The 23338-nt window shown below is 67.2% G+C and carries 25 protein-coding genes and 2 riboswitches; of the genes, 6 read left to right on the forward strand and 19 right to left on the reverse strand.

Annotated elements, in window-relative coordinates; all coding sequences use genetic code 11:
• The first annotated feature begins 3 nt into the window (after window positions 1-3).
• Window positions 4-1287 (forward strand): NAD(P)/FAD-dependent oxidoreductase, encoded by a 1284-nt coding sequence (locus EOD73_RS02000; protein ID WP_127680373.1) that lies wholly within the window; start codon window positions 4-6, stop codon window positions 1285-1287.
• Between the two features lie 15 nt (window positions 1288-1302).
• Here the strand turns inward: EOD73_RS02000 and EOD73_RS02005 are convergent, their stop codons facing one another.
• From EOD73_RS02005 to EOD73_RS02070, 14 genes are all read right to left on the reverse strand, one after another.
• Window positions 1303-1908, reverse strand: coding sequence for a c-type cytochrome (locus tag EOD73_RS02005; RefSeq protein ID WP_127680375.1), 606 nt, complete (start codon window positions 1906-1908; stop codon window positions 1303-1305).
• Window positions 1905-2999, reverse strand: a complete 1095-nt coding sequence (locus EOD73_RS02010) for a YeeE/YedE family protein (RefSeq protein WP_127680377.1) — start codon at window positions 2997-2999, stop codon at window positions 1905-1907. The genes EOD73_RS02005 and EOD73_RS02010 overlap by 4 nt, the downstream gene beginning before the upstream one ends.
• A gap of 6 nt (window positions 3000-3005) precedes the next feature.
• Window positions 3006-3446, reverse strand: a complete 441-nt coding sequence (locus tag EOD73_RS02015) for a DsrE family protein (protein ID WP_127680379.1) — start codon at window positions 3444-3446, stop codon at window positions 3006-3008.
• A 20-nt stretch (window positions 3447-3466) separates the two neighbouring features.
• Entirely contained in the window at window positions 3467-5203 is a 1737-nt protein-coding gene (gene soxB, locus EOD73_RS02020) for a thiosulfohydrolase SoxB (RefSeq protein WP_127680381.1), read from the reverse strand.
• 61 nt (window positions 5204-5264) lie between these two features.
• Window positions 5265-5909 (reverse strand): sulfur oxidation c-type cytochrome SoxX, encoded by a 645-nt coding sequence (gene soxX / locus EOD73_RS02025; RefSeq protein ID WP_127680383.1) that lies wholly within the window; start codon window positions 5907-5909, stop codon window positions 5265-5267.
• Between the two features lie 10 nt (window positions 5910-5919).
• Window positions 5920-6729 (reverse strand): sulfur oxidation c-type cytochrome SoxA, encoded by an 810-nt coding sequence (gene soxA, locus EOD73_RS02030; RefSeq protein ID WP_127680385.1) that lies wholly within the window; start codon window positions 6727-6729, stop codon window positions 5920-5922.
• Window positions 6730-6788: 59 nt separating this feature from the next.
• A complete protein-coding gene (soxZ, locus tag EOD73_RS02035) occupies window positions 6789-7100 on the reverse strand; it encodes a thiosulfate oxidation carrier complex protein SoxZ (RefSeq protein WP_205702398.1) in 312 nt (103 codons plus the stop codon).
• A 52-nt stretch (window positions 7101-7152) separates the two neighbouring features.
• Window positions 7153-7611 (reverse strand): thiosulfate oxidation carrier protein SoxY, encoded by a 459-nt coding sequence (gene soxY, locus EOD73_RS02040; protein WP_127680387.1) that lies wholly within the window; start codon window positions 7609-7611, stop codon window positions 7153-7155.
• 83 nt (window positions 7612-7694) lie between these two features.
• Window positions 7695-8789, reverse strand: a complete 1095-nt coding sequence (locus tag EOD73_RS02045; protein ID WP_127680389.1) for a c-type cytochrome — start codon at window positions 8787-8789, stop codon at window positions 7695-7697.
• Complete coding sequence (soxC, locus tag EOD73_RS02050; protein WP_127680391.1) at window positions 8773-10161, reverse strand: sulfite dehydrogenase; 1389 nt, start codon at window positions 10159-10161, stop codon at window positions 8773-8775. The genes EOD73_RS02045 and soxC overlap by 17 nt, the downstream gene beginning before the upstream one ends.
• Window positions 10162-10301: 140 nt before the next feature.
• Window positions 10302-12038: a SulP family inorganic anion transporter gene (locus EOD73_RS02055; protein WP_127680393.1), complete on the reverse strand. Its 1737-nt coding sequence runs from the start codon at window positions 12036-12038 to the stop codon at window positions 10302-10304.
• Window positions 12035-12469: a DUF6691 family protein gene (locus tag EOD73_RS02060; protein WP_127680395.1), complete on the reverse strand. Its 435-nt coding sequence runs from the start codon at window positions 12467-12469 to the stop codon at window positions 12035-12037. The genes EOD73_RS02055 and EOD73_RS02060 overlap by 4 nt, the downstream gene beginning before the upstream one ends.
• 9 nt (window positions 12470-12478) lie before the next feature.
• Window positions 12479-12916: a YeeE/YedE family protein gene (locus EOD73_RS02065; protein WP_127680397.1), complete on the reverse strand. Its 438-nt coding sequence runs from the start codon at window positions 12914-12916 to the stop codon at window positions 12479-12481.
• Window positions 12913-13233 (reverse strand): ArsR/SmtB family transcription factor, encoded by a 321-nt coding sequence (locus EOD73_RS02070; RefSeq protein ID WP_127680399.1) that lies wholly within the window; start codon window positions 13231-13233, stop codon window positions 12913-12915. Before EOD73_RS02070 ends, EOD73_RS02065 begins: the two co-directional genes overlap by 4 nt.
• Window positions 13234-13326: 93 nt before the next feature.
• On the opposite strand from EOD73_RS02070, the gene EOD73_RS02075 reads away from it, so the two are divergent.
• Window positions 13327-14202, forward strand: a complete 876-nt coding sequence (locus EOD73_RS02075; RefSeq protein WP_127680401.1) for an MBL fold metallo-hydrolase — start codon at window positions 13327-13329, stop codon at window positions 14200-14202.
• 13 nt (window positions 14203-14215) lie between these two features.
• On the opposite strand, the gene EOD73_RS02080 is transcribed toward EOD73_RS02075, so the two are convergent.
• Both EOD73_RS02080 and EOD73_RS02085 read right to left on the reverse strand, forming a co-directional pair.
• Window positions 14216-14656 (reverse strand): hypothetical protein, encoded by a 441-nt coding sequence (locus EOD73_RS02080; protein ID WP_205702399.1) that lies wholly within the window; start codon window positions 14654-14656, stop codon window positions 14216-14218.
• Between the two features lie 31 nt (window positions 14657-14687).
• A complete protein-coding gene (locus EOD73_RS02085) occupies window positions 14688-15281 on the reverse strand; it encodes a GNAT family N-acetyltransferase (protein ID WP_127680403.1) in 594 nt (197 codons plus the stop codon).
• Between the two features lie 11 nt (window positions 15282-15292).
• A riboswitch (glycine riboswitch) is annotated at window positions 15293-15406 on the forward strand.
• 32 nt (window positions 15407-15438) lie between these two features.
• A riboswitch (glycine riboswitch) is annotated at window positions 15439-15552 on the forward strand.
• A gap of 57 nt (window positions 15553-15609) precedes the next feature.
• Here EOD73_RS02085 and gcvT point away from each other — a divergent pair.
• From gcvT to EOD73_RS02105, 4 genes are read left to right on the forward strand one after another with little or no spacing between them, the layout of a single operon-like run.
• Window positions 15610-16728, forward strand: coding sequence for a glycine cleavage system aminomethyltransferase GcvT (gcvT, locus tag EOD73_RS02090; RefSeq protein WP_127680405.1), 1119 nt, complete (start codon window positions 15610-15612; stop codon window positions 16726-16728).
• A gap of 48 nt (window positions 16729-16776) precedes the next feature.
• Window positions 16777-17151, forward strand: coding sequence for a glycine cleavage system protein GcvH (gcvH, locus tag EOD73_RS02095; RefSeq protein WP_127680407.1), 375 nt, complete (start codon window positions 16777-16779; stop codon window positions 17149-17151).
• Between the two features lie 44 nt (window positions 17152-17195).
• Window positions 17196-20078 (forward strand): aminomethyl-transferring glycine dehydrogenase, encoded by a 2883-nt coding sequence (gcvP, locus tag EOD73_RS02100; RefSeq protein ID WP_127680409.1) that lies wholly within the window; start codon window positions 17196-17198, stop codon window positions 20076-20078.
• A 20-nt stretch (window positions 20079-20098) separates the two neighbouring features.
• Window positions 20099-21487 (forward strand): L-serine ammonia-lyase, encoded by a 1389-nt coding sequence (locus EOD73_RS02105; RefSeq protein ID WP_127680411.1) that lies wholly within the window; start codon window positions 20099-20101, stop codon window positions 21485-21487.
• 16 nt (window positions 21488-21503) lie between these two features.
• On the opposite strand, the gene EOD73_RS02110 is transcribed toward EOD73_RS02105, so the two are convergent.
• The 3 genes from EOD73_RS02110 to EOD73_RS02120 all read right to left on the reverse strand — a co-directional run bounded on the left by EOD73_RS02110 (window position 21504) and on the right by EOD73_RS02120 (window position 23319).
• The gene (locus tag EOD73_RS02110) at window positions 21504-21746 is read right to left on the reverse strand and encodes a hypothetical protein (RefSeq protein ID WP_127680413.1); all 243 of its coding nucleotides are present in this window, start codon (window positions 21744-21746) and stop codon (window positions 21504-21506) included.
• Between the two features lie 107 nt (window positions 21747-21853).
• On the reverse strand, window positions 21854-22537 hold the full coding sequence (locus EOD73_RS02115) for an ankyrin repeat domain-containing protein (RefSeq protein WP_127680415.1): 684 nt from the start codon (window positions 22535-22537) through the stop codon (window positions 21854-21856).
• On the reverse strand, window positions 22534-23319 hold the full coding sequence (locus EOD73_RS02120; RefSeq protein WP_127680417.1) for a TatD family hydrolase: 786 nt from the start codon (window positions 23317-23319) through the stop codon (window positions 22534-22536). The genes EOD73_RS02115 and EOD73_RS02120 overlap by 4 nt, the downstream gene beginning before the upstream one ends.
• Window positions 23320-23338 lie beyond the last annotated feature (19 nt).

A 23338-nucleotide genomic window follows, 5' to 3' on the forward strand; every position in this document is an offset into this window, starting at 1 on the left:
TCCATGAACATCGGATTCGATCGATCGCGCCGAGGGCTCCTGATGGGGGCGGCCGCTTTGGGCGCCCTGGGATTGGCAGCCTGCGCCACCCCGGGCGGCCCGTCCATCGGCCGCGTCGTGGTCGTGGGCGGTGGATTCGGCGGTAGCACCGCCGCCCGTTACCTGCGCCTGTGGGGCGGCAACGTGGACGTGACTTTGGTGGACCGCAACCCCCAGTTCATCTCCTGCCCCATGTCGAACCTCGTGCTGGGGGGCTACAAGCAAATGGCCGACATCACCCGCGGCTACGAGGGCTTGAAGGCCTTGGGCGTGAAGGTGCTGCAGGGCGAAGTCAGCGCCATCGATGCCACCGCCCGCAAGGTGAGGCTTGCCGACGGCACCGAGTTGGCCTACGACCGCTTGGTGGTGTCGCCCGGGGTGGATTTCATGGTCGACCAGATCGGGGGCCTGCAAGCCGCGCTGGACAAGGGCCAGGTGGCGCATGCATGGAAGGCCGGGCCGCAAACGGTGGCCTTGCGCCGGCAATTGGAAGCCATGCCGGATGGCGGCGTGTTCGCGTTGTCCATCCCCAAAGTGCCTTACCGCTGCCCACCGGGCCCGTACGAACGGGCCTGCGTGGTGGCCGCCTACCTGAAGCAGCACAAGCCCAAGAGCAAGGTGCTGGTGCTGGATGCCAACCCGGAAGTCCAGTCCAAGAAGGCGTTGTTCGAGAAGGCCTTCCAACAGCACTACGCCGGACTCCTGGAGTACCGCCCGAACGCCGAGTTGAAAGAGGTGGACGGAACCTTGGCGAAGTTGGAGTTCGAGGACGTGAAGGCCGACGTGTTGAACGTGGTGCCCCCCCAGAGGGCGGGCGACATTGCCAAGTCGACCGGGCTGATCAACATCAACCAACGTTGGTCCGGGGTGAATTGGCTGACCATGGAGTCGACCGCCGTGCCCGGTGTGCACGTGCTGGGCGATGCCACCTTCCCGGCCCCGCTGATGCCCAAATCGGGGCACATGGCCAATCAACACGCCAAGGTGGCGGCGGCGGCCATCATCCAGTTGCTCAAGGGCGAGCCCGTGAACGCCACGCCAGTGGTGATGAACACCTGCTACAGCTTTGTCACGGCGCGAGACGTCATCCACGTGGCCACGGTTCACCAGTACGACGCCGCCGACAAGGTCTTCAAGACGGTGCCGGGCTCGGGGGGCGTCTCGGCCGCGGCCAACCAAATCGAGGGGCGCTACGCGCTCAGCTGGGCCCAGAACATCTGGGACGACATGCTGGCAGTGCCGGCCTGACGCTCGGACGGCCGCCTACTTGAGCCCACTCAGGTAGGCGGCCACCGCCTTGACTTCCAACTCGCTGAGCTTGCTGGCGATGCTGTGCATGACGGCGTTGTCGTTCGTGCGCTCCCGCCGGTTGAACTGCTTCAGTTGGTTCTCTGTGTACTGCGCGTGTTGACCCGCCAGCCGCGGCAAGGTGGCACTGCCGTGGGCGTCCGTGCCATGGCAGCTGGCGCAAGCGGCCACGCCGTTGTACGGATTGCCGCGCAGGTACACAAAGCGCCCCACGCCAGCCAGGTCGCTGTCGTCCACCGGGTGGCCCATGGTCGGCTGGGCGGCGGCCCACGCCCCCAGGGCTTGCATCTCGGCCGGTGACAGGCCTTCCACCATCGCTTGCATCGTGCTGCTCTTGCGCTTGCCACTCTGGTAGTCGGCCAACTGCCGCGCCACGTAACTGGCGTTTTGTCCGGCCAGCCGTGGAAAGACCGGACTCGAACTTTCACCGGCCATGCCATGGCAGAGGAAGCACTTGCCTTGCACGATCTCTTCGGCCTTTGCCATGTCCGGATTGGCTTGCGCGCCTGGCGCCAAGAGGGTGGCCGAAAGCACGACGGCAATTGCGGGGCGGAGGGTCATGATGGGGTCGCCATGATCGAAGGGTCTTGAAGGGAGGCCGTCGGGGTGTGGTCGAGCCAGCGGTCGGTCAGGGCCGCCGCCGCCCACATGGCGAACAAAGTGACCCAAGCGGTGAGCGAGAAGACCGCGGCCCCAGAGAGCCCAGCCCCAACGGCGCAGCCCCCAGCCAGCATGCCGCCAAAGCCCATCATCATGGCCCCCACCAAGGCGCGGCGCATGCTGGCGCCGCCCTGAAACCCTTCCAGCTTGAGTTCGCCGAAGCAGGCGGCGGCCGCGAACGACCCCAGCACCACGCCCACGATTAAGCCCATGTCGAAGTTCAACGGCTTGCCACCGGCGAAGAGCACCCGAGAAAGAAACTCTGCCGACGGCCCGGTGAAGCTCAAGGCCTGAATGGGGTGTGGATCGAACGAGACCGTGCTCACGGCGTGCGTGAAGGCCCATGCAGCGGCGACCGACAGGCCCACCACCATCGCGCCGCCCCAAGCCCACGGGGCCACCCGTTGGCGCCGCGCCCACCAGATCGCCGCCGCCAACCACGCCAGGCCAAAGAGCATGGCACTGCCGTGGCCCCACCCCCAGCGCAAGAGCAGATCCCGACCTGCCCCACCCTCCACGGTCCACCCGCCCGCCAGGGTCTCCCGCAGCGGCGCGAGGACCCCGCTCCAACTCGCCTGCGCCGTCACCGCGAAGACCAAGCCGGAAACGACCGAACGCAGGTTCCCCCCCGCCGCCAGGACCAGCAGCCGACTGGAACACCCTCGCGCCAGGACCATGCCGGCCCCGAACAGCAGGCCGCCCAGGGCTGCGCCCGAGACGCTGCCGCGTGCGGCCAGTTGACGGGCGCTGCTGGCGTCCAGGACGCCCGACCAGGCCAAGCCCTGCGTGACGAGCACGGCGGTGGCGAACGCAAACAGCCACACGGTGAGTTTGCCGCCACCCTGGTTGCGGGCAAACTCGATGACCGCCGATCGCAAACAAAAGCGACTGCGCTGGGCGAAAAAGCCGAAGAGCACCCCAACGGTCAGTCCGCCGAGCGCGAGAACCTGGGACTCACCCCAGGCGTCGACCGCCGCTTGCAACAGCGCCATGCTGCTTCAGGGCTTGATGTAGGCCGCCCCCTGCTGCTGGAGCTTGGCCAAACGCACGACCCCCGACGGGGTGAACTCCGCCTCCTGAATGAACTGCTCTTTGGTCAAGTTGCGGTTCTTCAGGGTGATTTCACAGACCTCGAACTTGACCCCGCGCGCCACCAGGGCCGCCACCGGACCCGCAAAGGAGGCCTCGCTGCGGTCCTTCATGCCCTCCATCAAGAAGTCCACGCCGAACGCGTGGGCCACGACGGTGATCTTGGCGCTGGGGTCCACATCGAGGTGATTGCGCACGTTGCGCAGGGCCTTGAGTGCCTGCGAGGAGGTGTCGTCGATGTGGTAGACGACCGCCTGTGCCCAGGCCGTTGTGCCCGCCCCGAGCGCGGCAATGCCCAGCGCGAGGCTGGCGATGAAGTGGGCGGTCCGGGTCGAACGCTGGAGGGTCATGTCGTGCTCCGAAATTGGGGTCACACCGCCATGCCGGGGTTGCCCTGAACGCCAATGAGGCGAGGAAGGTTGGGCTTGCGAGAGGTCACCCGACCGCCTTGTGCCCGCAGCCAAGTCTCCACGTGGTCCCACACGGGCTTCACGCCTGGCAGGGTCCGTGCCTCCTCGGCCACGGGGGCCCATCCCGCCACGCGGTAGGTCTTGTCGGCTTCGATCGGTCGGCCGTGCAAGCGCAGGTCGCTGATGCGGCGCCCTGCCCCCGCACTCGGCTCGATCGCGTAGGTCAAGCCGCCCACCCGCACCATGTCACCCCCCTGTTGGTAGTAGGGGTCGGGGTTGAACAGGTTGTCGGCCACGTCTTCCAGCACGGTCTTGATGAACTCGCCCTTCATCGGCGTCAAGGTGGCCATCGGGTAGGTGATGGCCAATTGGTCCATCATCAACTCGCGCGTGATGGGGTCGCCGGGCAACAGGCTGGTGCCCCAACGGAAGCCCGGGCTGAAGGCCATCTCCGCATCCAGGGTTTGCATGAGGGCGTCGCAAACCAGTTGGTCCCAGCTGCCATTGAAATTGCCGCGGCGGTACAACAGGCCATCGGTGACGGCGAGCTGTTCCGACAGCTTGGCTTCGTAAGGCGCCCGGATCTTGCGGATCAAGGCGTCCATGGCCGGGTCGGCTCGGAGCATTTGGCTGAAAACCGGCAGCAGGCGGTAGCGGTAGTCCACCAGTTTGCCGTCCTTGACCTGGAAGTCCATCACGCCCAAAAACTTGCCGTTGCTGCCGGCGTTGGTCACCAGGGTGGTGCCTCCCGGGTTCTTCACCGGCACGGCCACCGGCACGCCATCGTGGGTGTGGCCACCGAAGATGGCGTCGATGCCCCGAACCCGGCTCGCCATCTTCAGGTCCACGTCCATGCCGTTGTGGCTGAGCACCACCACCAACTGGGCGCCCTTCCCTCGCGCCTCGTCCACCATGGACTGCATGTTCTCGTCCTGGATGCCGAACGCCCAGTCGGCCACCATGTAGCGCGGATTGGCGATGGGGGTGTACGGGAAGGCCTGCCCGATGATGGCCACGGGCACGCCGTTGATCTCGCGCACCACGTAAGGCTTGAAAACCGGGTCGCCGAAATCGTTGGTCTTGACGTTCTGCGCGACGAAGTCAACGTGGCCGGCGAAATCCTTGTCGACGATTTCCTTCACCCGCTCCATGCCATAGGTGAACTCCCAGTGGCCGGTCATCACGTCCACGCCCAAGAGCTTGCAGGCGTCCACCATGTCTTGGGCCTGGGTCCAAAGGCTGGTGGCGCTGCCTTGCCAAGTGTCGCCACCGTCCAGCAGCAAAGCGCCCGGTCGGCTGGCCTTCATCCGCTTGACCAAGGTGGACAGGTGCGCAAATCCTCCAACTTGCCCGTACCGGCGGGAAGCCCGCTCGAAATCGGTGAAGGTGAAGGCATGGGCCAGTGCAGTGCCCGGCGCCAGGTTCAGTTGCTTGAGCAGGTGTTGCCCCACCAAATGCGGCAACTGCCCCCGCATGGCCCCCACCCCCAGGTTGACGCTCGGTTCGCGAAAGCGAATGGGCTGGAGCTGGGCGTGGCAATCGGTCATGTGCAGCAGCGACACGTTGCCAAAGGCAGGCACGTCGTACAGCGCCGCCTCGGCCGTCGCCGCGTCGGCGCTCTCCCACCGGCCCAAGGCCATGCCCGCCATCGAGGCGCTGCCGAGCACCTGCAAGAACTCGCGTTTGCTTAGATTCATACCTCAGGATCCACGAATGCAAGCCGCCAGAAAAACGCCTGGTTCCACCAGGCGTGCGGGCTCATTGATTGACGGGGGACTGGGGGTCCAGCAACAGCGCCATCAGGTGGCGAATTTGGCCCTCGTCCAGCAAACCCGCGTGCCCGAAGCGTGGCATGTTCGAACAAGCGGCGTAGGCCTTGCTGTTCCACAACTTGCCCCAGGTGTACTGCACGATGGGCAAGGCCGCCGGATCGGCGGAGTCTTTGACCCCTCGAAGCTTGCCGTAGTTCCACAGGCTGGGACCGATGGTGCCGAAGGAGATTTCCTTCTTGTCGATCTGGTGGCAGTTGTAGCAATTGCCGCCGTTGGCGCTGGTGGCGGTACTGACATCGGTCCAGGTCATGCCGCGGCCGTTTTGAGCGATGCGCTCGCCCTCCTTCCAATCGCCGAGATAGCGGCCATCGCTGGGGGGCTTGATGGTGGCCATCGCCTCTTTTTCGATGCGCTGGGCCACGGCCTCAGGCGGCGCTTTGTCGCTGGAGCAGGCCTCTTGCCCGAGGTCTTGCTGAAGGCGGTCGACTTTGGCAATGCCTTGGTCGCGGAAAGAGGCCTTGATCATGGCCTGGGCCTGCGCGTCGAGTTCGGCCGGGCCTGGCAGGCTGGCGCAACTGGCAAGCGCCACCAGGGTTAGGCCGCCCGAGATCCACAGTAGAGGTCGGTTCATGGTGGGGTCCTCAGCGCTTGATGGCGGGCGCGATGGACACCGCGCCCTTGGCGTTCACGCCCATGTAGCTGGCCAAGGCAATGGTCACGTCGGACCCAAAGCCCGGGTAAGGGAAACGTTGCTGGCGGAAGCAGTCGTTCAAACGGCGCTGCATGCTCCACATCTCGCCGCTGGACACCCGGTAGGCCGGCCACGCGGCAAAACCAACGCCATCACCGGGGTTGGTGGTCAGGTTGGGCAGGTCTTGCAAGCGAATGCGCTTGCCCGATTCGCCGTGGCAAGAGGCGCAGGAGAAGTCGTGCGTTCCCCCTCGGAAGAAGAAGGCCCGTTTGCCCAACTCAACCATGCGGCGTTCTTCCACGTGGGCGGTGGGCAGGTTCATCTTCATGCCGCGGGACTCCGAGGAGATCCAGGCGGCCAAGGCCTCCATGTTGCTTTGCTCGCCACGGCCAAAGGGCGTGGCAGCAATGGCCTTGGCATCCAAACCTTGCAGGGTCTCCATGCAGGTCAGCAAACGGCTTTCCAGGTCTTGCACCCGCTTCGTGTCGGCAAAGTAGCGCGGCAACTCGACGAACGCCCCTTTCACCACGCCCGCGCCCTTGCCCAGGTCGCACTGTTCCATCGAGGCGTTCTTCGGACCGCGCTTGCGCTTCCAAAGGTCTTCGCCTTTGGCTTCGAAGAGCTCGGCAGGGTTGCCGTCCTCGAGCATCTTGCGGTACTCGGCGATGCCGTCGGCAGCGCTCTTGGTTTGGGCCGCCGCGGCGGTGGCGAGTGCGACGGCCGCGGCCGTCGCGATCAGGGGCTTGAGCGAATGTCGCATGTCTCCATTCCCATCGGGGCGCACGCGGGGTCGTGCGCGGGTTCGTCGGGCCAGGGGGGTCAGGAGACCACCGCCTCGTCGGTGCGGCTCTCGCCCTTGTTGTCTTTCCAGGTCACGGCGATCTTGTCGCCGGCCTTGGCGCCTTTGACGCTGAACTGCAAGAACGGGTTCTTGGAAACGGACGGGCCCCATTGGGCGCTCATCACGGGTTTGCCATTGTGGGTGGCGGCCACCTCCTGGATGAACCAGGCGGGAATGGTTTTGCCAGCGGCGTCTTTGCGCAGGCCGGTTTCCATTTCGTGGCTCATCAGCACGCGGACGGTGGCCTTGTCGCCTGCAACTTGGGCGCGGATGCGCATCGGGTCTGCCATGGAGTTCTCCTGATCTGGATGGGGGTGAGGGTGAGGGGCAAACGCAGCGGCCTCAGCCGCCGCAGCCGCCCAAAGTCACCTTGATTTCTTTCTGCGCGAACAGGACGCGGCCGTCGCCCATGATGGCCACGGCCATGACATTGGACGACTGACCCATCTTCACGCGGGTGTTGAAGTTGGCGTCCACCGCGTCGCTCACGTCGAAGACCGCCGCCAGCGCGCTGGGGTTCTTCTCCACCAGCACGGCCAAGCGCTTCACGCCAGGCAAGCTGGTCGACACGCCGACGGGCACCACGGCACCGTTCTCGGCAATGTCCGGGCCGGTGATGGTGACGTCGCCGCTGCTCACCGGCGCGCCCGCGCCCAGGGCCTTCATGGCCTCGGCCATGGTTTTGGCGTCAAACGCGGCTTGGGTCCAAGCTGCCAGGGCCGTCTGGGGGAGCAGGCCGGCGCCGGCCATGAGGGCCAGCACCTTCGCCGATTGGGCCAACAGGTTGCGTCGTGTGGTCATGTGGGTCTCCTTGGGTCGTTCGATGCTAGGAAGCGTAAGGGCGGTTGCGCAAGGTGAAGGAACCCTTGCGTGGCAACCCGGGGTCAGCGTGGCGCGCCGTCTGCCAGCCACCGTGCGATGGTGCGGGCATCGGCGTCCGACAGCGATTGAGGAGGCATGGGCACCGCGCCCCACACCCCACCGCCACCTTGTTTGATTTTTTCCAGAAGGTAGGCCTCCAAGTCGGCGCGCCCCTTGTGTTTCGGGGCCACCGCGCTGAAGGCCGGGCCCAGGATGGGCTTGTCCACCGCGTGACAAGCCGTGCAACCGTTCTTGTTGATGGCGGTGAGTGCTGGATGGGGCGCCGCCTTTGCAGGTGCAGCGGGCGCAGGCGCCGCCCCAGGGCGTTGCGCGCCGACGGGTGCGGTGCGAGGCGCTTGCGTCGTGTCGGCGCCGTGCTGTGCCCCAACACTGCGGTTCTGCTCGGCCAGGTTGCCGTGCGCGTTGCGCGCGAAGTCAGGCAAAGCACTGGCCAAGGCAACGCCCGGCACACAGTCCTTCATGCAAGCCCTCGCCTTCACATCCGGTTTCCCGCCGTTGCCCATGCCTTTGCCAGGCCACAGGCCGTGATCGGTGGACATGCCGTTTCGGTTGGGCATGCGCGCTTGCACTTGACCGATGTTGTCGTGGCTGAGCGTGAAGTCGGCCGGCACCACGTCGGCCATGTTGAGCAAGTAGGCGGTGACGGCGTAGACCTCGTCGGTGCTGAGGGACTTGGGTTGCGTCCAGGGCATCGCCCGGTTGATGTAGTCCCACAGCGTGGACACCGTGGGCACCTTCATCAAGGTGGTCCGACCGGGGAAGCCGGCGTCCATCAAGCGCGCCACCCGTCCCGTGGCGACATCGTTCTTGGTGGTGCCACCGATCAGCGGAGAAAACACTTCGTTGCTCTCGCCGAACACACCGTGGCACGACGCGCATTTGCCTTCCCAGACGTCCATGCCGCGCTGGACCGAGCCCTGGCCCTTGGGCAGACCCTTGAAGTCGGGGCGAACGTCGATGTCCCACGCGGCGAGTTCTTTGGGCGTGGCGTCGCGCCCCACTTGCGGGTAGCGCGACTCGGCCCCCAGCGCGGTCCCGAGGGCCAAGGCCATCGTCAGCGCCACCGCGCGGCGCCGGGACTCATGCCAACTGGACATTTTTGACCTCGCCGCTTTCCTGCACCAACCACGTTTGGATGGCGTTGTTGTGGTAGATCGAGCGGGTGCCACGCACCGCCCGCAACTGCTGGAAGCTGGGTTGCACGTACCCCGTGTCGTCCATGGCGCGGCTTTGCACCAAGGCCGGCTTGCCGTCCCAAACCCAATCGATGTTGAAACGCGTCAGGCACTTGCTCATCACGGGGCCTTCCAAGCGCGCGGTGCGCCAGTTCCGCCCACCATCGACCGACACGTCGACCCGCTTGACCTTGCCGCGGCCCGACCACGCCAGGCCCGAGACGTTGTAGTACCCCTTGTCCAGCAGGACTTGGCCGCCGGATGGGGTGGTCACCACGCTCTTGCATTCCTGGATGCTGCTGTACTGCCGGTGTTTTCCATCGGGCATCAGGTCCACGTAGTGGATGGCCTCGTCTTTGGTGCCGTAGGGCTGGTCGCCCACCTCGATGCGACGCAGGTACTTCACCCAACTCACGCCCTGCACGCCAGGCACCACCAAGCGCAAGGGGTAACCGTTTTCCGGGCGCAGCATCTCGCCGTTTTGGCCGTAGGCCACGATCACCTCGCCCGACTCCACCAGTTCCATCGGCACGGTACGGGTCATGCTGGAGCCGTCGGCGCCCTCCCCCAGCACGTAGCGGGCGCGCTTGTAGTCCACCCCCGCCATGTCCAACAGCAGCTTCAAGGGCACGCCGGTGAACTCGCTGCAACTCAACATGCCGTGCGTGTACTGGCAGGTGGGCACGGCCACGTTCCCCCATTCCATGCCGGTGTTGGCGCCACACTCGATGAAGTGAAAGCGACTCACGGACGGCAAGCGCATGAGTTCGTCCATGGTGAACACCATGGGCCGCTTCATCAGCGAGGCCTCGGACCCGTTGAGCATCAGCCGGTGCTTGCTGGGATCGATGTCCCACCAGCCTTGGTGGTGGCGCTCAAAGTGCAAACCACTGGGGGTGACGATGCCGAACAGGCTCTGCAGGGGGGCGAAGCTGACACTGGCTTGGCTGGTCTGCGTCAGGCCAGGGCTCGGACGCCGCTGCACATTGGCCTCGTACTTGCTCGGCCTGCCGTAACCGTCGGTGGCCACCGCCTGCCCCAGCCCCTTGCTGTGCTCTGGCAGGGTCAAGATGTTCGGGTCGCCGCCCTCGGCGCCCACGGGGTTGGCCTGCGCCAGGGCTGCCGGTGCGGCGGCGGTTGCCATCGCAGCGGCGAAGGCATGGCGCACGAAGTCTCGGCGGCCCGCTTTGGCCTCGCTGAACACCGCTCGAACGCCTTCGGCATCGATGAAGTTTTCCGGCGCCTTGATCAGCCGCCCGGTGGGGCCCGCCGGGCCGGGGTTGTGCGTGCGCATGGGTGACGGGGCTCCTACCGATGGCTTGAAGTTCTTCATTCGCAATATGCGAACAGACAAATATTAGGACCGAGTGCCGCCCCAGGAACGCGGGCTTACCCTAGGCCACACCGCTTGTCATGCCCTGGGCCGTCCGCGTTTCACACAATCTCCGGCGCCAAGGTGCACACCGCCTTGTAGTGGGTGAGGAACACTTGTCCCCGCAGGGTCTTGAGGAAGGCCGTCTTGCGCAGTCGGTCCATCACCGGCCCCTTGACCTCGGACAAATGCAGCGTGACCCCGGCGTCGCGCAGGCGGGCGTCGATGGCTTCCAGGCTCTCCAACGCGCTGGCGTCGATGTCGTTGATGGCCGAGCACTGCAGCACCACATGCACCAGGGCCGGCCGCTGGGCCACCGCGTCGTTGACCCGGTCTTCCAAGGCCCGCGAATTGGCGAAGTACAGGCTCTCGTCCACGCGCAGGCTGAGCAGGCGGGGGCTCACGACCACGGCGTGCCGCAGCACGTTGCGGAAGTGCTCGGTGCCCACGACCAACCCGACCTCGGCGATGTGAGGCCGGCTGGTGCGGTACAGAAACAGGGCCAAGGACACCGCCACGCCCACCACCAGTCCCGGCTCCACGCCCCACCCCAGCGTGCCCACCAAGGTGGCCAGCACCGCCAAGAAGTCGGCCTTGGCGTAAGCCCAGGTGCGACGCAACACCGAGAAATCGACCAGCGACAGCACCGCCACCACGATGGTGGCGGCCAAGGTGGCTTGGGGCAGAAAGTACAAGGCCGGGGTCAGCAACAAAGACGCCAACAAGATGCCGCCGGCGGTCATGACACCAGCCGCTGGCGTTCGCGCCCCGGCGTCAAAGTTCACGACCGAACGCGCAAAGCCACCGGTCACGGGGTAGCCGCCGGTGAAGGCCGCCGACAAGTTGCTGGCCCCCAAGGCCACCAACTCTTGGTCGGGGTCGATGCGCTGCCGGCGCTTGGCCGCCAAGGTTTGCCCGACCGACACTGATTCGACGAAGCCCACCACGCTGATCAGCAGCGCCGGCGGCCACAGTTCGCGCCACAGCGCTGGATCCCAGGTCGGCCAGGTCAAGGGGGGCAAGCCCTGCGGCACCTGGCCAACGATCCGCACGCCCTGCGCCTGCCAATCCAAGGCCCAGGTCAGCCCCGTGGTGAGCGCGATCGCCAGCACCGGCCCGGCCTTGGCCAGCATGTCAGCGGCAAGCGGTCGCAGTCCCCAACGAATCAGCGCCGGCTTCAGGCCGCGGCGGACCCATAACAAGAAGACCAAGGAGCCCAGCCCCACCCCCAGGGTGAGGCCGTGAACCTGGCTCCATCGGCCGACCAATCCCGACAGGGTTTGCAGGAAGGTGCCGCCCTCCATCGTCACGCCCAGCAGGGTCTTGAGTTGGCCCGCAGCGATCAACAGACCCGACGCCGACATGAACCCCGCAATGACCGGATGGCTCAAAAAATTGGCCAGAAAGCCCAGCCGCAACACGCCCATCAGCGTCAGCATGAGGCCCGACAGCAGGGCCAGGGTGGTGGCCGCGGCCCAGTAGTTCGCCGACCCAGGCGCCGCGTGCTCGCCGATCGCCGCCGCCGTCATCAAGGACACCACCGCCACGGGCCCCACCGCCAACACCCGGCTGGACCCAAACACGGCGTAGGCCAACAACGGCGCCACGCTGGCGTACAGGCCGACTTCCGGCGGCAAGCCCGCCAGCATGGCGTAGGCCAGGCTTTGCGGGATGAGCATCAGGGTGACGATCAGCGCGGCCAGCCCGTCGTGGAGCCAGGTCTGGCGGTCGTACTCACGGCCCCAACTCAGCAGCGGCACGGCAGGCAGCCACCGCCGCCAAGCGCTCGGGTGCTTCATGCGCCCTCGTGCACCGCGGCAGGGGCTCGGTCCACCCATTCGTACAAGGCCATGCCGGCGGCCATTGCGGCGACGAAGGCGAGTGCTTTGGGTTCTCCGGCAGCCATGGCCACCAGGCCCGGTCCCGGGCAAAAGCCGGCCAGCCCCCAACCGACGCCGAAGGTCAGCGCGCCGGCGACCAAACGACGGTCGATGTCCTGGCTCTGCGGCAGCCGCATGGCCCCGCCCAAAAAGGCGACGGTCCGCTGGCGGGCCAGCCAGAAGGCGCCCAAGCCCACGACGATCGCGCCCCCCATCACGAGGGCCAAGGACGGATCCCAAGCGCCGGCAAGGTCCAAGAACCCTTGCACCTTGCCCGGGTCGGTCATGCCGGACAACAACAAGCCCAGGCCGAACAGCAGGCCCACGAGAAACTCACTCAAGCGATGCATGGTGTCACCTCAGGCCGCATGACGCAGCAGGAACACGGTCAAGAAGCCGGCGGCCATGAACGACAGGGTGGCCACGAGCGAGCGCGGCGACAGCCGAGACAGGCCACACACGCCGTGCCCGCTGGTGCAGCCCGCGCTGTAGCGCGTGCCGACTCCCACCAACACGCCTGCCAGGAGCACCAGCCCCCAACCGGCGTCGATGCGGGGGGCGCCGACTACAGCGGCCGGTGCCGCGAGGCGCCATACCAGGGGAGCCGACATCAGGCCGAGCAGGAAAGCCAAGCGCCAGCCCGTGTCGCCCCGCTGCGGCCGCAGCAAGCCGCCCATGATGCCGCTGATGCCCAGAATCCGGCCGTTCAAGAGGATGAAGAGGGCCGAGGCCACGCCCAGCAGCAGGCCGCCGGTCAAGGATGACCAGGGGGTGAAGTTCGTCCAATCGATCGTCATGGCGCTTGTTCCTTGGTTCCACAGAAATTGGCATGAAGCACGTCGATCACCGACAGCACCACTGGGTTGTCGATGCGGTAGTGGACGTGCTTTCCCTCTCGCCGCGTGACCACCAGGGCCTCGTCGCGCAGCACCGTCAACTGCTGCGACAGGGTGGGCTGCACGATGCCCAGCAGGGCCTCCAACTCCCCCACCCGCCGCTCCCCTTGCGCCAGTTGGCACAGGATCAGCAGCCGATCGGGGTTGGACAGGACCTTCATCAAGCGACTGGCTTGCAGCGAAGCCTGCCGCATGGCGTCCATATCGAGGTTCATCATGGAGGAGGCATTCCGGTGCCGGCGAATTCAACAGTTTATTGACCGATATATTGTTCGTCAATAAACTAATGATCGAATCGATGGAACCCGCCCATGAACGTTGCCCTGCCCCGCCCCGAAGTCCACGGCCTGTTTGACCCCACCACCTGGACCGTGACCTATGTCGTCCACAGCGGCGAAGGCAGTGCCTGCGCCATCGTCGACTCGGTGCTCGATTACGACCCGAAGTCCGGCCGCACGCGGCACGAGTCCGCCGACCGGGTCATCGCCTACGTGGAGGCCCACCGGCTGAAGGTGGCCTGGATCCTGGAGACGCACGCCCATGCCGACCACCTGTCGGCTGCGCCCTACCTGAAGGCGAAGTTGGGCGGCAAGATCGCCATCGGCCGCGACATCACGCGGGTTCAGCAGGTCTTTCGCGGTGTTTTCAACTTGGAGCCCGAGTTCAAAATCGACGGCTCGCAGTTCGACCACCTGTTCGGGGACGGCGACACCGTCCCTCTGGGTCCCTTGGTGGGCCAGGTCATGGCGGTGCCCGGGCACACGCCGGCTTGCGTGGCTTACCAGTTTGGGGATGCGGTGTTCGTGGGCGACACCCTGTTCATGCCGGACGTGGGAACCGCCCGCTGCGACTTCCCCGGCGGCGACGCCAAGGTCCTGTACGCGTCGATTCGCAAGCTCTTGAGCCTGCCCCCAGAAACGCGACTCTTCCTGTGCCACGACTACCCGCCGGCAGGACGGGAGGTCTGCTTCGAGACCACGGTGGCGGCCCAGCGTGCGCACAACGTCCACGTGCACGACGGCGTCAGCGAAGCCGACTTCGTGGCGCTGCGCACCCGCCGCGACGCCACACTCGACATGCCCGTGCTCATCCTGCCCGCCGTGCAGGTCAACATCCGCGCCGGCAAGTTCCCGCCGGCGGACGACAACGGCGTGCGCTACCTGAAGATCCCGCTCAACGCGCTGTGAATCGCAGCCAAACTCAAGGGGCCGAAGCGGGGCTGCTCGCCGGCCGGGGCGCCGCGGCGCCTTGCGGCATCACGACCCCAGGCGCCAGTTGCACCTCCTCGGTGGCCTTCACGGCGGTCACGAAGTAGCGCGTTTCCCCGAAGCAATCCGTCGGCAAGCCCACCTTCTGCTCGTAATGCAAGGCCACCCGGTGGCCCATCAAACGGTTGATCTCGGCGGCCACGGCGTCGTCGTGCACGGTGAAGGCGAACTTCTCCACGGGCGCGCCCGGCGTGCTGACCAGGGCCAACTCGCCCTCCCAGGTCTTGCAGACCCAGCCCTTGTGCGACAGCTTCTGCACCCAGCCGGCGCGCTCGCCGCTGCTGTAGCTCCAGTTCAGGGCGGCCCAGAAGTACAGCGCGGGCAGCAGCACCAGCACGGCCAAGGCGATCCACAACGCACGGCTCTTCAACATCGCACCCATCCCCGTTTGAAAACGGGCGCGATTATGGGGAGTCGGGCCGGTCCCGCTCGACGCAGGCGAGGTACTCGGATCGGCCCGCCGCCCCCAAGGGCTTGAACAGCACGCGCACCGAGGTCGACGGCCCCTCGTAGGGTTGGCCGTGGCGTTGGCGCACTTCGTCAAAGCCCATGCGCCGCCAGAAGCGTTCGGCCCGGACGTTGCCCACCACCACCCCCAAACGCATCCAGCGTGCGCCCGAAATGCGCGCCCGTTGCTCCACCGCCGTGTACACCTCGGTGGCCAAGCCGGTGCCATGCCAAGCGCTGCCCACCAAAAACAGGCCAATGTGGCACACGCCCGGGTCGATCAGGCCGTCCACCAGGGACACGAAGCCCTGCCACGCACCCGATGCGCGGTCCAGCACCGCCACGGCATGGGCCTGCCGGTGCGCGAACGGCGGCACGTCGGTGATTTCCTCCAGCGCCTCGCCCGGGCGAAAGGGGCGCCCATTGACGATCTGGCTGTAAAGCGGGTTGGCGTCCAGGAAGTCTTGCAAGGCCGGGGCGTCGTCGGCGCCCAAGGGCACCGCCACCCAGCGGTCGTTGCTGACGAAGAATTCACGGCGCAAAAGATCCATGCCGGTATCATGCGCCCCGCTCAGGAGAGCGCCCCGTTGCCCACCGCGGCATTTGGGGGCCGCCGAAGGCGCAGGCCAGGTTCACCCCCGGCCGAACGCTCAGGCAAAAGGACTGGGCACACGCATGGCCGCACGGACCGAAAGGACCCGAGGCGATGCGTTCCGAGCTGGAGAGAGGCGTGCTTTTGAAGCCGCCCACCGAAGGGGCAAGCCGAACGGGGGTCAACTCCAGCCGGTCAATCTCTCAGGTAAAGCGGACAGCAAGGGCAAGCCGGGGCGCTTCAGGCGTTCCATGGATCGACTTGTCTTTGCCCAAGGGAACTGCCCCATGACCGCCCCGCTCCACAAGACCCCCCTGCACGCGCTCCACGTCGAACTCGGCGCCAAGATGGTGCCCTTCGGTGGCTACGACATGCCCGTGCAGTACCGCGAAGGCATCCTGGCCGAGCACCGCCACACGCGCACGCACGCTGGCCTGTTCGACGTCTCCCACATGGGCCAAGTCCGCCTGGTCGGCGCCGACGCCGCCCAGATGCTGGAGACCCTGGTGCCGGTCGACATCGTCGACCTGCCGGTGTTCAAGCAGCGCTACGCGCTGTTCACGAACGAGCAAGGCGGCATCCTCGACGACCTGATGGTGTGCCGCCGCCCCGACGACCTGTTCGTGGTGGTGAACGCTGGCTGCAAAGAGCAAGACATCGCCCACCTTCAGAAGCACCTCGGCGACCGCGTCGTCCCCTGCCCCGAGCGCGCCCTGCTGGCCCTGCAAGGCCCCGCCGCCGTGACCGCCCTGGCCCGCCTGGCCCCCGGCGTCGAGAAGCTGACCTTCATGGAAGGCGGTTTCTTCAAGCTGGACGCCTTCGACGTCTTCCTGACCCGCAGCGGCTACACCGGCGAAGACGGTTACGAGATCAGCATGCACGAGCGCGACGCCATCGCCATCGCCCGCCTGCTGCTGGACCAGCCCGAGGTCAAACCCATCGGCCTGGGCGCCCGCGACACCCTGCGCCTCGAAGCCGGCCTGTGCCTCTACGGCCACGACATCGACACCGGGACCACCCCCGCCGAAGCCGCGCTGACCTGGGCCATCCAAAAGGTGCGCCGCAGTGGGGGCGCCCGGGCCGGCGGCTACCCCGGCTTTGCCGTGATCGACCCGCAACTGCCCGGCGGCAGCGCCCCGGCCGCGCGCAAGCGCGTGGGCCTGAGCAGCACCGAGAAGCTGCCCGTGCGCGAAGGCGCCAAGCTTGTGAACGCCGATGGCGCCGAGGTCGGTGTCGTCACCAGCGGCACCCTGGGCCCGACCGTGGGTCACCTGGTGGCCATGGGCTACGTGGCCACGAGCCACGCCGCCCAAGGCACCCCGCTGTTTGCGTTGGTGCGCGACAAGCGCGTGCCGATGACCGTGTCCCCCATGCCCTTCGCGCCGCACCGCTATTTCCGCGGCTGAGCGCGCGGCCGAATATCCAGTTCCACGACATCCAACCAGGAGAACCCCATGAGCACCAAGTACACCCCCGACCACGAATGGGTCCAAGTCCACGGCGATGGCACCGCCACCGTGGGCATCACCGTCCACGCGCAGGACGCGCTGGGCGACGTGGTGTTCGTGGACCTGCCCGAAGTGGGCAAGGCCTACGCCCCCAAGGAAGTGGCCGGCGTGGTCGAGAGCGTGAAGGCCGCGGCCGACGTGTACATGCCCGTCAGCGGCGAAATCACCGAAGTGAACGAAGCCCTGCGCGACGACCCGAGCCTGGCCAACAGCGACCCGCTGGCCAGCGGCTGGTTCTTCAAGGTCAAGTTGTCCAACCCGAGCGAAATCGACGCGCTGATGGACAGCACCGCCTACGACGAACTGCTGAAAAACAGCTGATCCGCCCTGCCCGCCTTGCCCCTTTGCCTTAGCCGTTGACCGCCATGCCCACGCCGCTCTCCACCCTTGAAGACCACGCCGAGTTCCAAGCCCGCCACATCGGGCCCGACGCGGTGGACGAATCCTTGATGTGCGCGGCCATCGGCGTGAGCAGCCGCGCGGCCTTGATCGACGCCGTGGTGCCGGCCAGCATCCGCCGCAGCGCGGGCATGCAACTGCCGGCGGCCGTCACCGAGGCGCAGGGCTTGGCCGAGCTAAAGGCCATCGCGGGCAAGAACAAGGTCTTGAAGAGCTTCATCGGCCAGGGCTACAGCGGCACGCACACCCCGGGCGTCATCCTGCGCAACATCCTCGAGAACCCGGCTTGGTACACGGCCTACACGCCCTACCAGGCCGAAATCTCGCAGGGCCGCATGGAGGCCATCATCAACTTCCAAACGATGGTGTGCGACCTGACCGGCATGGCCATCGCCAACGGTTCGATGCTGGACGAAGCCACCTCGGCCGCCGAGGCCGTGACCCTGGCCAAGCGCTCGGTCAAGAGCAAGAGCAACACCCTGATCGTGGCGGGCGACTGCCACCCGCAGACCATCGAGGTCATCCAGACGCGCTGCAAGCCCTTGGGCTTCGAGGTCAAGGTCGGCATGGCCCCGCAGCTGATGGCCGAGAACGACTACTTCGCCGTCGTTTGCCAGTACCCCAGCACCACCGGCCTGATCCACGACCTGAAGGAGCACGCCGACGCTGCGCACGCCAAGCAAGCCGCCTTCATCGTCTGCGCCGACCTGCTGGCCTTGACGCTGCTGACGCCCCCGGGCGAATTCGGCGCCGACATCGTGGTGGGCAACAGCCAGCGCTTTGGCATGCCCATGGGCGCCGGTGGGCCGCACGCCGCGTACATGGCCTGCCGCGACGATTTCAAGCGCTCGATGCCCGGCCGCTTGGTCGGCGTGAGCAAGGACGCCCAAGGCGCTCCCGCCTACCGCCTGGCCCTGCAAACCCGCGAGCAGCACATCCGCCGCGAGAAGGCCACCAGCAACATCTGCACCGCCCAGGTGCTGCCGGCCGTGGTGGCCAGCATGTACGCCGTGTACCACGGCCCTGAAGGCCTCAAGCGCATCGCCCAGCGTGTGGCCAGCTACACCGCCATCCTGTCGGCCGGCCTGCAGCAGCTGGGCGCCAAGGTCGTCACCCCCGCCGCCTTCGACACGATCACCGTGGAGTGCGACGCCGACGCCGTCATGGCCCGCGCCCTGGCCGCCGGCGCCAACCTGCGCAAGCTGAGCGCCAAGCACGTCAGCGTGGCCCTGGACGAGACCAGCACCCGTGCCGACGTCGAAGCCCTGTGGACCTGGTTCAGCCCGGGCAGCACGCTGCGCGTGGCCGACTACGCCGCCGGCGTCGAATCGCTGATCCCCGCCCACCTGCGCCGGACCAGCGCCTTCCTGACGCACCCGGTGTTCAACACCCACCACAGCGAAACCGAGATGCTGCGCTACATCCGCGGCCTGTCGGACAAGGACCTGGCGCTGGACCGCAGCATGATCCCGCTGGGCTCGTGCACCATGAAGCTCAACGCCACCACGGAGATGATCCCCATCACCTGGCCGGAGTTTGCTCACCTGCACCCCTTCGCCCCGATCGACCAGCTGGCGGGCTACGTGGAGCTGGACGCGCAGCTGCGCGGCTGGCTGACGCAGTGCACCGGCTACGCCGGCATCAGCCTGCAGCCCAACGCGGGCAGCCAGGGCGAGTACGCCGGCCTGCTGGCCATCAAGGCCTGGCACGAAAGCCGCGGCGAAGCCCACCGCAACGTCTGCCTGATCCCCGAGTCGGCCCACGGCACCAACCCGGCCTCGGCCCAGATGGTGGGCATGACGGTCGTCGTCACCAAGTGCGACAAGGAAGGCAACATCGACCTGGCCGACCTGAAGGCCAAGTGCGAGCAGCACCAGGCCAACCTGGCCGCCATCATGATCACCTACCCCTCCACGTACGGCGTGTTCGACACGCACGTGAAGGAAATCTGCCAGATGGTGCGCAGCCACGGCGGCCGCGTGTACGTGGACGGCGCCAACATGAACGCCCTGGTGGGCGTGGCCGCCCCGGGCGAGTTCGGCGGCGACGTGAGCCACCTGAACCTGCACAAGACCTTCTGCATCCCCCACGGTGGTGGCGGCCCGGGCGTGGGCCCGGTGTGCGTGGTCGACGACCTCGTGCCCTTCTTGCCCGCGCACCGCACGGCCGGCCTGGGCGCTGACACCAACATCGGCGCCGTGAGCGCCGCGCCCTGGGGCAACGCCGCGGTGCTTCCGATCAGCTGGATGTACATCCGCCTGATGGGGCCGGACGGCCTGAAGAAGGCCACCGAGGTCGCCATCCTGAGCGCCAACTACGTGGCCGCCCGCCTGAGCGACGCCTACGACATCCACTTCAGCGGCAACATCCCCGGCGTCAAGGGCGGCGGCGTTGCCCACGAGTGCATCTTGGACCTGCGGCCCCTCAAGGACAGCAGCGGCGTGGGTGCCGAAGACGTGGCCAAGCGCCTGATCGACTACGGCTTCCACGCCCCCACGCTGAGCTTCCCGGTGGCCGGCACGCTGATGGTCGAGCCGACCGAAAGCGAAAGCCGCGCCGAGCTGGATCGCTTCATCGACGCGATGCTGCAGATCCGACAGGAAATCGCCGACGTCGAAGCCGGCAAGGTGCCCAAGGACGACAACCCGCTCGTCAACGCCCCCCACACCGCCCTGGTGTGCGGCGGCAACACCTGGACCCACGCCTACAGCCGCGAAGAAGCCGCCTACCCGGTGGCGTCCTTGCGTCGCCAGAAGTACTGGGCGCCGGTCGGCCGCGTGGACAACGTCTGGGGCGACCGCAACCTGTTCTGCAGCTGCGTGCCCCTGTCCGAGTACGAAAACGCCTGATCTGAGCCCAGGAGCGCCCCATGGCCGTGTCGGTGTTTGACCTCTTCAAGATCGGCATTGGCCCGAGCAGCTCGCACACCGTGGGCCCGATGCGGGCCGCGCGCCTCTTCGGCCTGCGGCTGAACGGCGAGGGCCTGCTCGAGCGCACCGCGCGCGTGCAGGTCGTGCTGTACGGCAGCCTGGGCGCCACCGGCAAGGGCCATGGTTCGGACAAGGCCGTGCTTTTGGGCCTGGCCGGGCACGAGCCCGACACCGTGGACGTGGAGGCCATCCCGGCCCTGCTGGACGCCATCCGCGCCGGCGCGCTGAACCTGGTGGGGATGAAGGACATCGCCTTCGACGAGGCCAAGGACCTGGTCTTCAAGCGCCGGGAGTCCCTGCCCTTCCACGCCAACGGCATGCGGTGCCTGGCCTTCGACGCCGACGGCGCGGAAATCGCCAACCGCGTGTACTACTCGGTGGGCGGCGGCTTCGTCGTCAGCGACGAGGTGGCGGCCGACGGCAGCAAGCAAAAGGTCATCGCGCCCGATGCCACGGTGCTGCCCTACCCCTTCAAGAGCGGCGAGGAACTGCTCGCGCTGACCGCCAAGTACGGCCTGAGCATCGCCGAGGTGATGCGGCGCAACGAGCGCCACTGGCGCTCGGACGCCGAGATCGAAGCCGGTTTGTTGAAGATTTGGTCGGTGATGGAGGCCTGCGTGAAGCGCGGCTGCCAGACCGAAGGCATCCTGCCGGGCGGCTTCAAGGTCAAGCGCCGCGCCGCCCAATTGCACCGCGACCTGATGGCCAACCCCGAGGCCGCGCTGCGCGATCCGCTGCAGGTGATGGACTGGGTGAACCTCTACGCCCTGGCCGTCAACGAAGAGAACGCGGCCGGCGGGCGCGTGGTGACGGCGCCGACCAACGGCGCGGCCGGCATCGTGCCGGCGGTGCTGCACTACTACACGCGCTTCGTGCACGGCGCCAACCAGCAAGGCGTCATCGACTTCCTGCTGACCGCCGCGGCCATCGGCATCCTCTACAAAGAGAACGCCTCCATCAGCGGCGCCGAAGTCGGTTGCCAGGGCGAGGTGGGCGTGGCCTGCAGCATGGCCGCGGGCGCCCTGTGCGCCGTCATGGGGGGCACGCCGGCCCAGGTGGAGAACGCCGCCGAGATCGGCATGGAGCACCACCTCGGGCTGACCTGCGACCCGGTGGGCGGCCTGGTGCAGATCCCCTGCATCGAGCGCAACGCCATCGCGTCGGTCAAGGCCATCAACGCCGCCCGCATGGCGCTGCGCGGCGACGGCACGCACTTCGTGAGCCTGGACAAGGTCATCAAGACCATGCGCGACACCGGTGCTGACATGATGACCAAGTACAAGGAAACCGCCCGCGGCGGTTTGGCCGTCAACATCGTGGAGTGCTGACGGCCGGTTGACCCCCTCAGTGGGTGTCGGCGAAGGCCAGTTCGGCCGCCAAATCGCGCGACCGGGCGTGCTCGACTTCCCGGTCGAAGCGCTCTTGCTCGGCGTTGCGCACCAGCGGGATCAACGGCTTGTCCAAGGGACGGCACACACGGCTCTTCAAGCGGGCCAAACGCTCCGAGTGGGCGACGGCGGCGCTGAAGGCGGCGGGGTCGATCAGTTGGGCGAAGGGGCTGGCAAAGGCTTCGTGGCGGTGGGCCATGGGGAACTCCAAGATCAAACTGCGATGGAGTCACTCTAGGCAAAGCCCGCCCCCGTGGGCAGTGGCCGCAGCGCGCGGCGCTTTGTCAGGTTTTGTCTGACACGGCGTCAGGGCGCCGGCGGCTTCAGCCCGTAGCGCTTGGCGAGGTCGTCGCGCCCGGCCCGCTTGGCGAAATCCCAGGCCGACAGCCCTTGTTCGTTGCGCAACTCGGTGTGGGCGCCGCGCTGCATCAGCCAGCGGGCGGCATCCACCGAGCCGTAGCCCCAGGCCAACATCAGCGGCGTGCTGCCGTTGGGACTGCGGGCGTCGAGCTCGGCGCCCTGCTCCACCAGCCAAGCCACCACGCCCCGGTCCTCGCCACTGGCGGCGTAGTGCAAGGCATGCCACTGGGCCGAGCCCGGCGCGGGCGTGACGCGCGCCCCCCGGGCGACCAGGGCCTTCACCCAGTCCAAGCGGGCGCGCAAGGCGGCCAAGGCCAAGGGGCTTTCGCCCAGTGCATTGGGCAAGTTCACGTCGGTGCGGGGGTCGGCCAGCAAGGCTTGCAGGGCCGCCGCCGACTGGTGGCGCAGCGCCCAATGCAGGGGGGCCTGTCCACGCGCGTTGAGCGCGTTCGGGTCCTGGCCGGCGCGCAGCTTCGCGGCCACGCTGGGGCCACTGTCCAGCTCGACCACCTGGAAAAACTCGCGCTCGGCCTCGCTCTCGGCCCTGGCGGGCGCGGCCACGGTCAGGGCGGTCAACACCGCCAAGGCCGCCAGGGCCCCCGCCCCACCCTTCCAGGGCCGGCGCTTCATGCGGCCTCCGGCAGCGCGAACAGGGCGCGCGTGTTGGCCGAGGTGGTGGCCGCGACGGCCGCGACCGGTTCGTTCCAGAGCTGGGCCAGGGTCTCGGCCACGTGGGGCACGTAGGCCGGGGTGTTGAGCTTGCCGCGGTAGGGCACGGGCGCCAGGTAGGGGCTGTCGGTCTCGATCAGCACCCGGTCGCGGGGCATGGCCTGCGCCACGTCGCGGATGCTTTGGGCGTTCTTGAAGGTGACGATTCCGGAGAAGCTGATGTGAAACCCCAGGTCGATCGCCGCCTGGGCGGTGGCCAGATCCTCGGTGAAGCAATGGAAGACGCCACGCACAGCGCCGCGGCCCTCGTCCTTCAAGATCGCCAGGGTGTCCTCGCTGCTGCTGCGGGTGTGCACGACCAAAGGCTTGCCGGTGGCCTGGGCCGCCCGGATGTGCACGCGAAAACGCTCCCGCTGCCAAGCCATGTCGGCCACCGTGCGGCCGTTCAAGCGGTAGTAGTCCAAGCCGGTCTCGCCGATGGCCACGACCTTGGGGTGCGCCGCCAAGCGCACCAGCTCGTCCACCGTGGGTTCGCGCACGCCTTCGTTGTCCGGGTGCACGCCCACCGAGGCAAACAAGTGGTCGTGGGCTTCGGCCAAGGCCAGCACCGCTGGGAACTCTTCCAGGGTGGTGGCAATGCAGATGGCCTGATGCACCTGCGCGCCGCGCATGGCGTCCAAGATGGCGGGCAGCTGCGCCCGCAGCTCCTGGAAGCTGAGATGGCAATGGGAATCGATGAACATGGGCGCAAGCGGGCGGCCA

Source organism: Inhella crocodyli (genome assembly GCF_004004565.1).
Taxonomy (GTDB): Bacteria; Pseudomonadota; Gammaproteobacteria; order Burkholderiales; family Burkholderiaceae_C; genus Inhella; species Inhella crocodyli.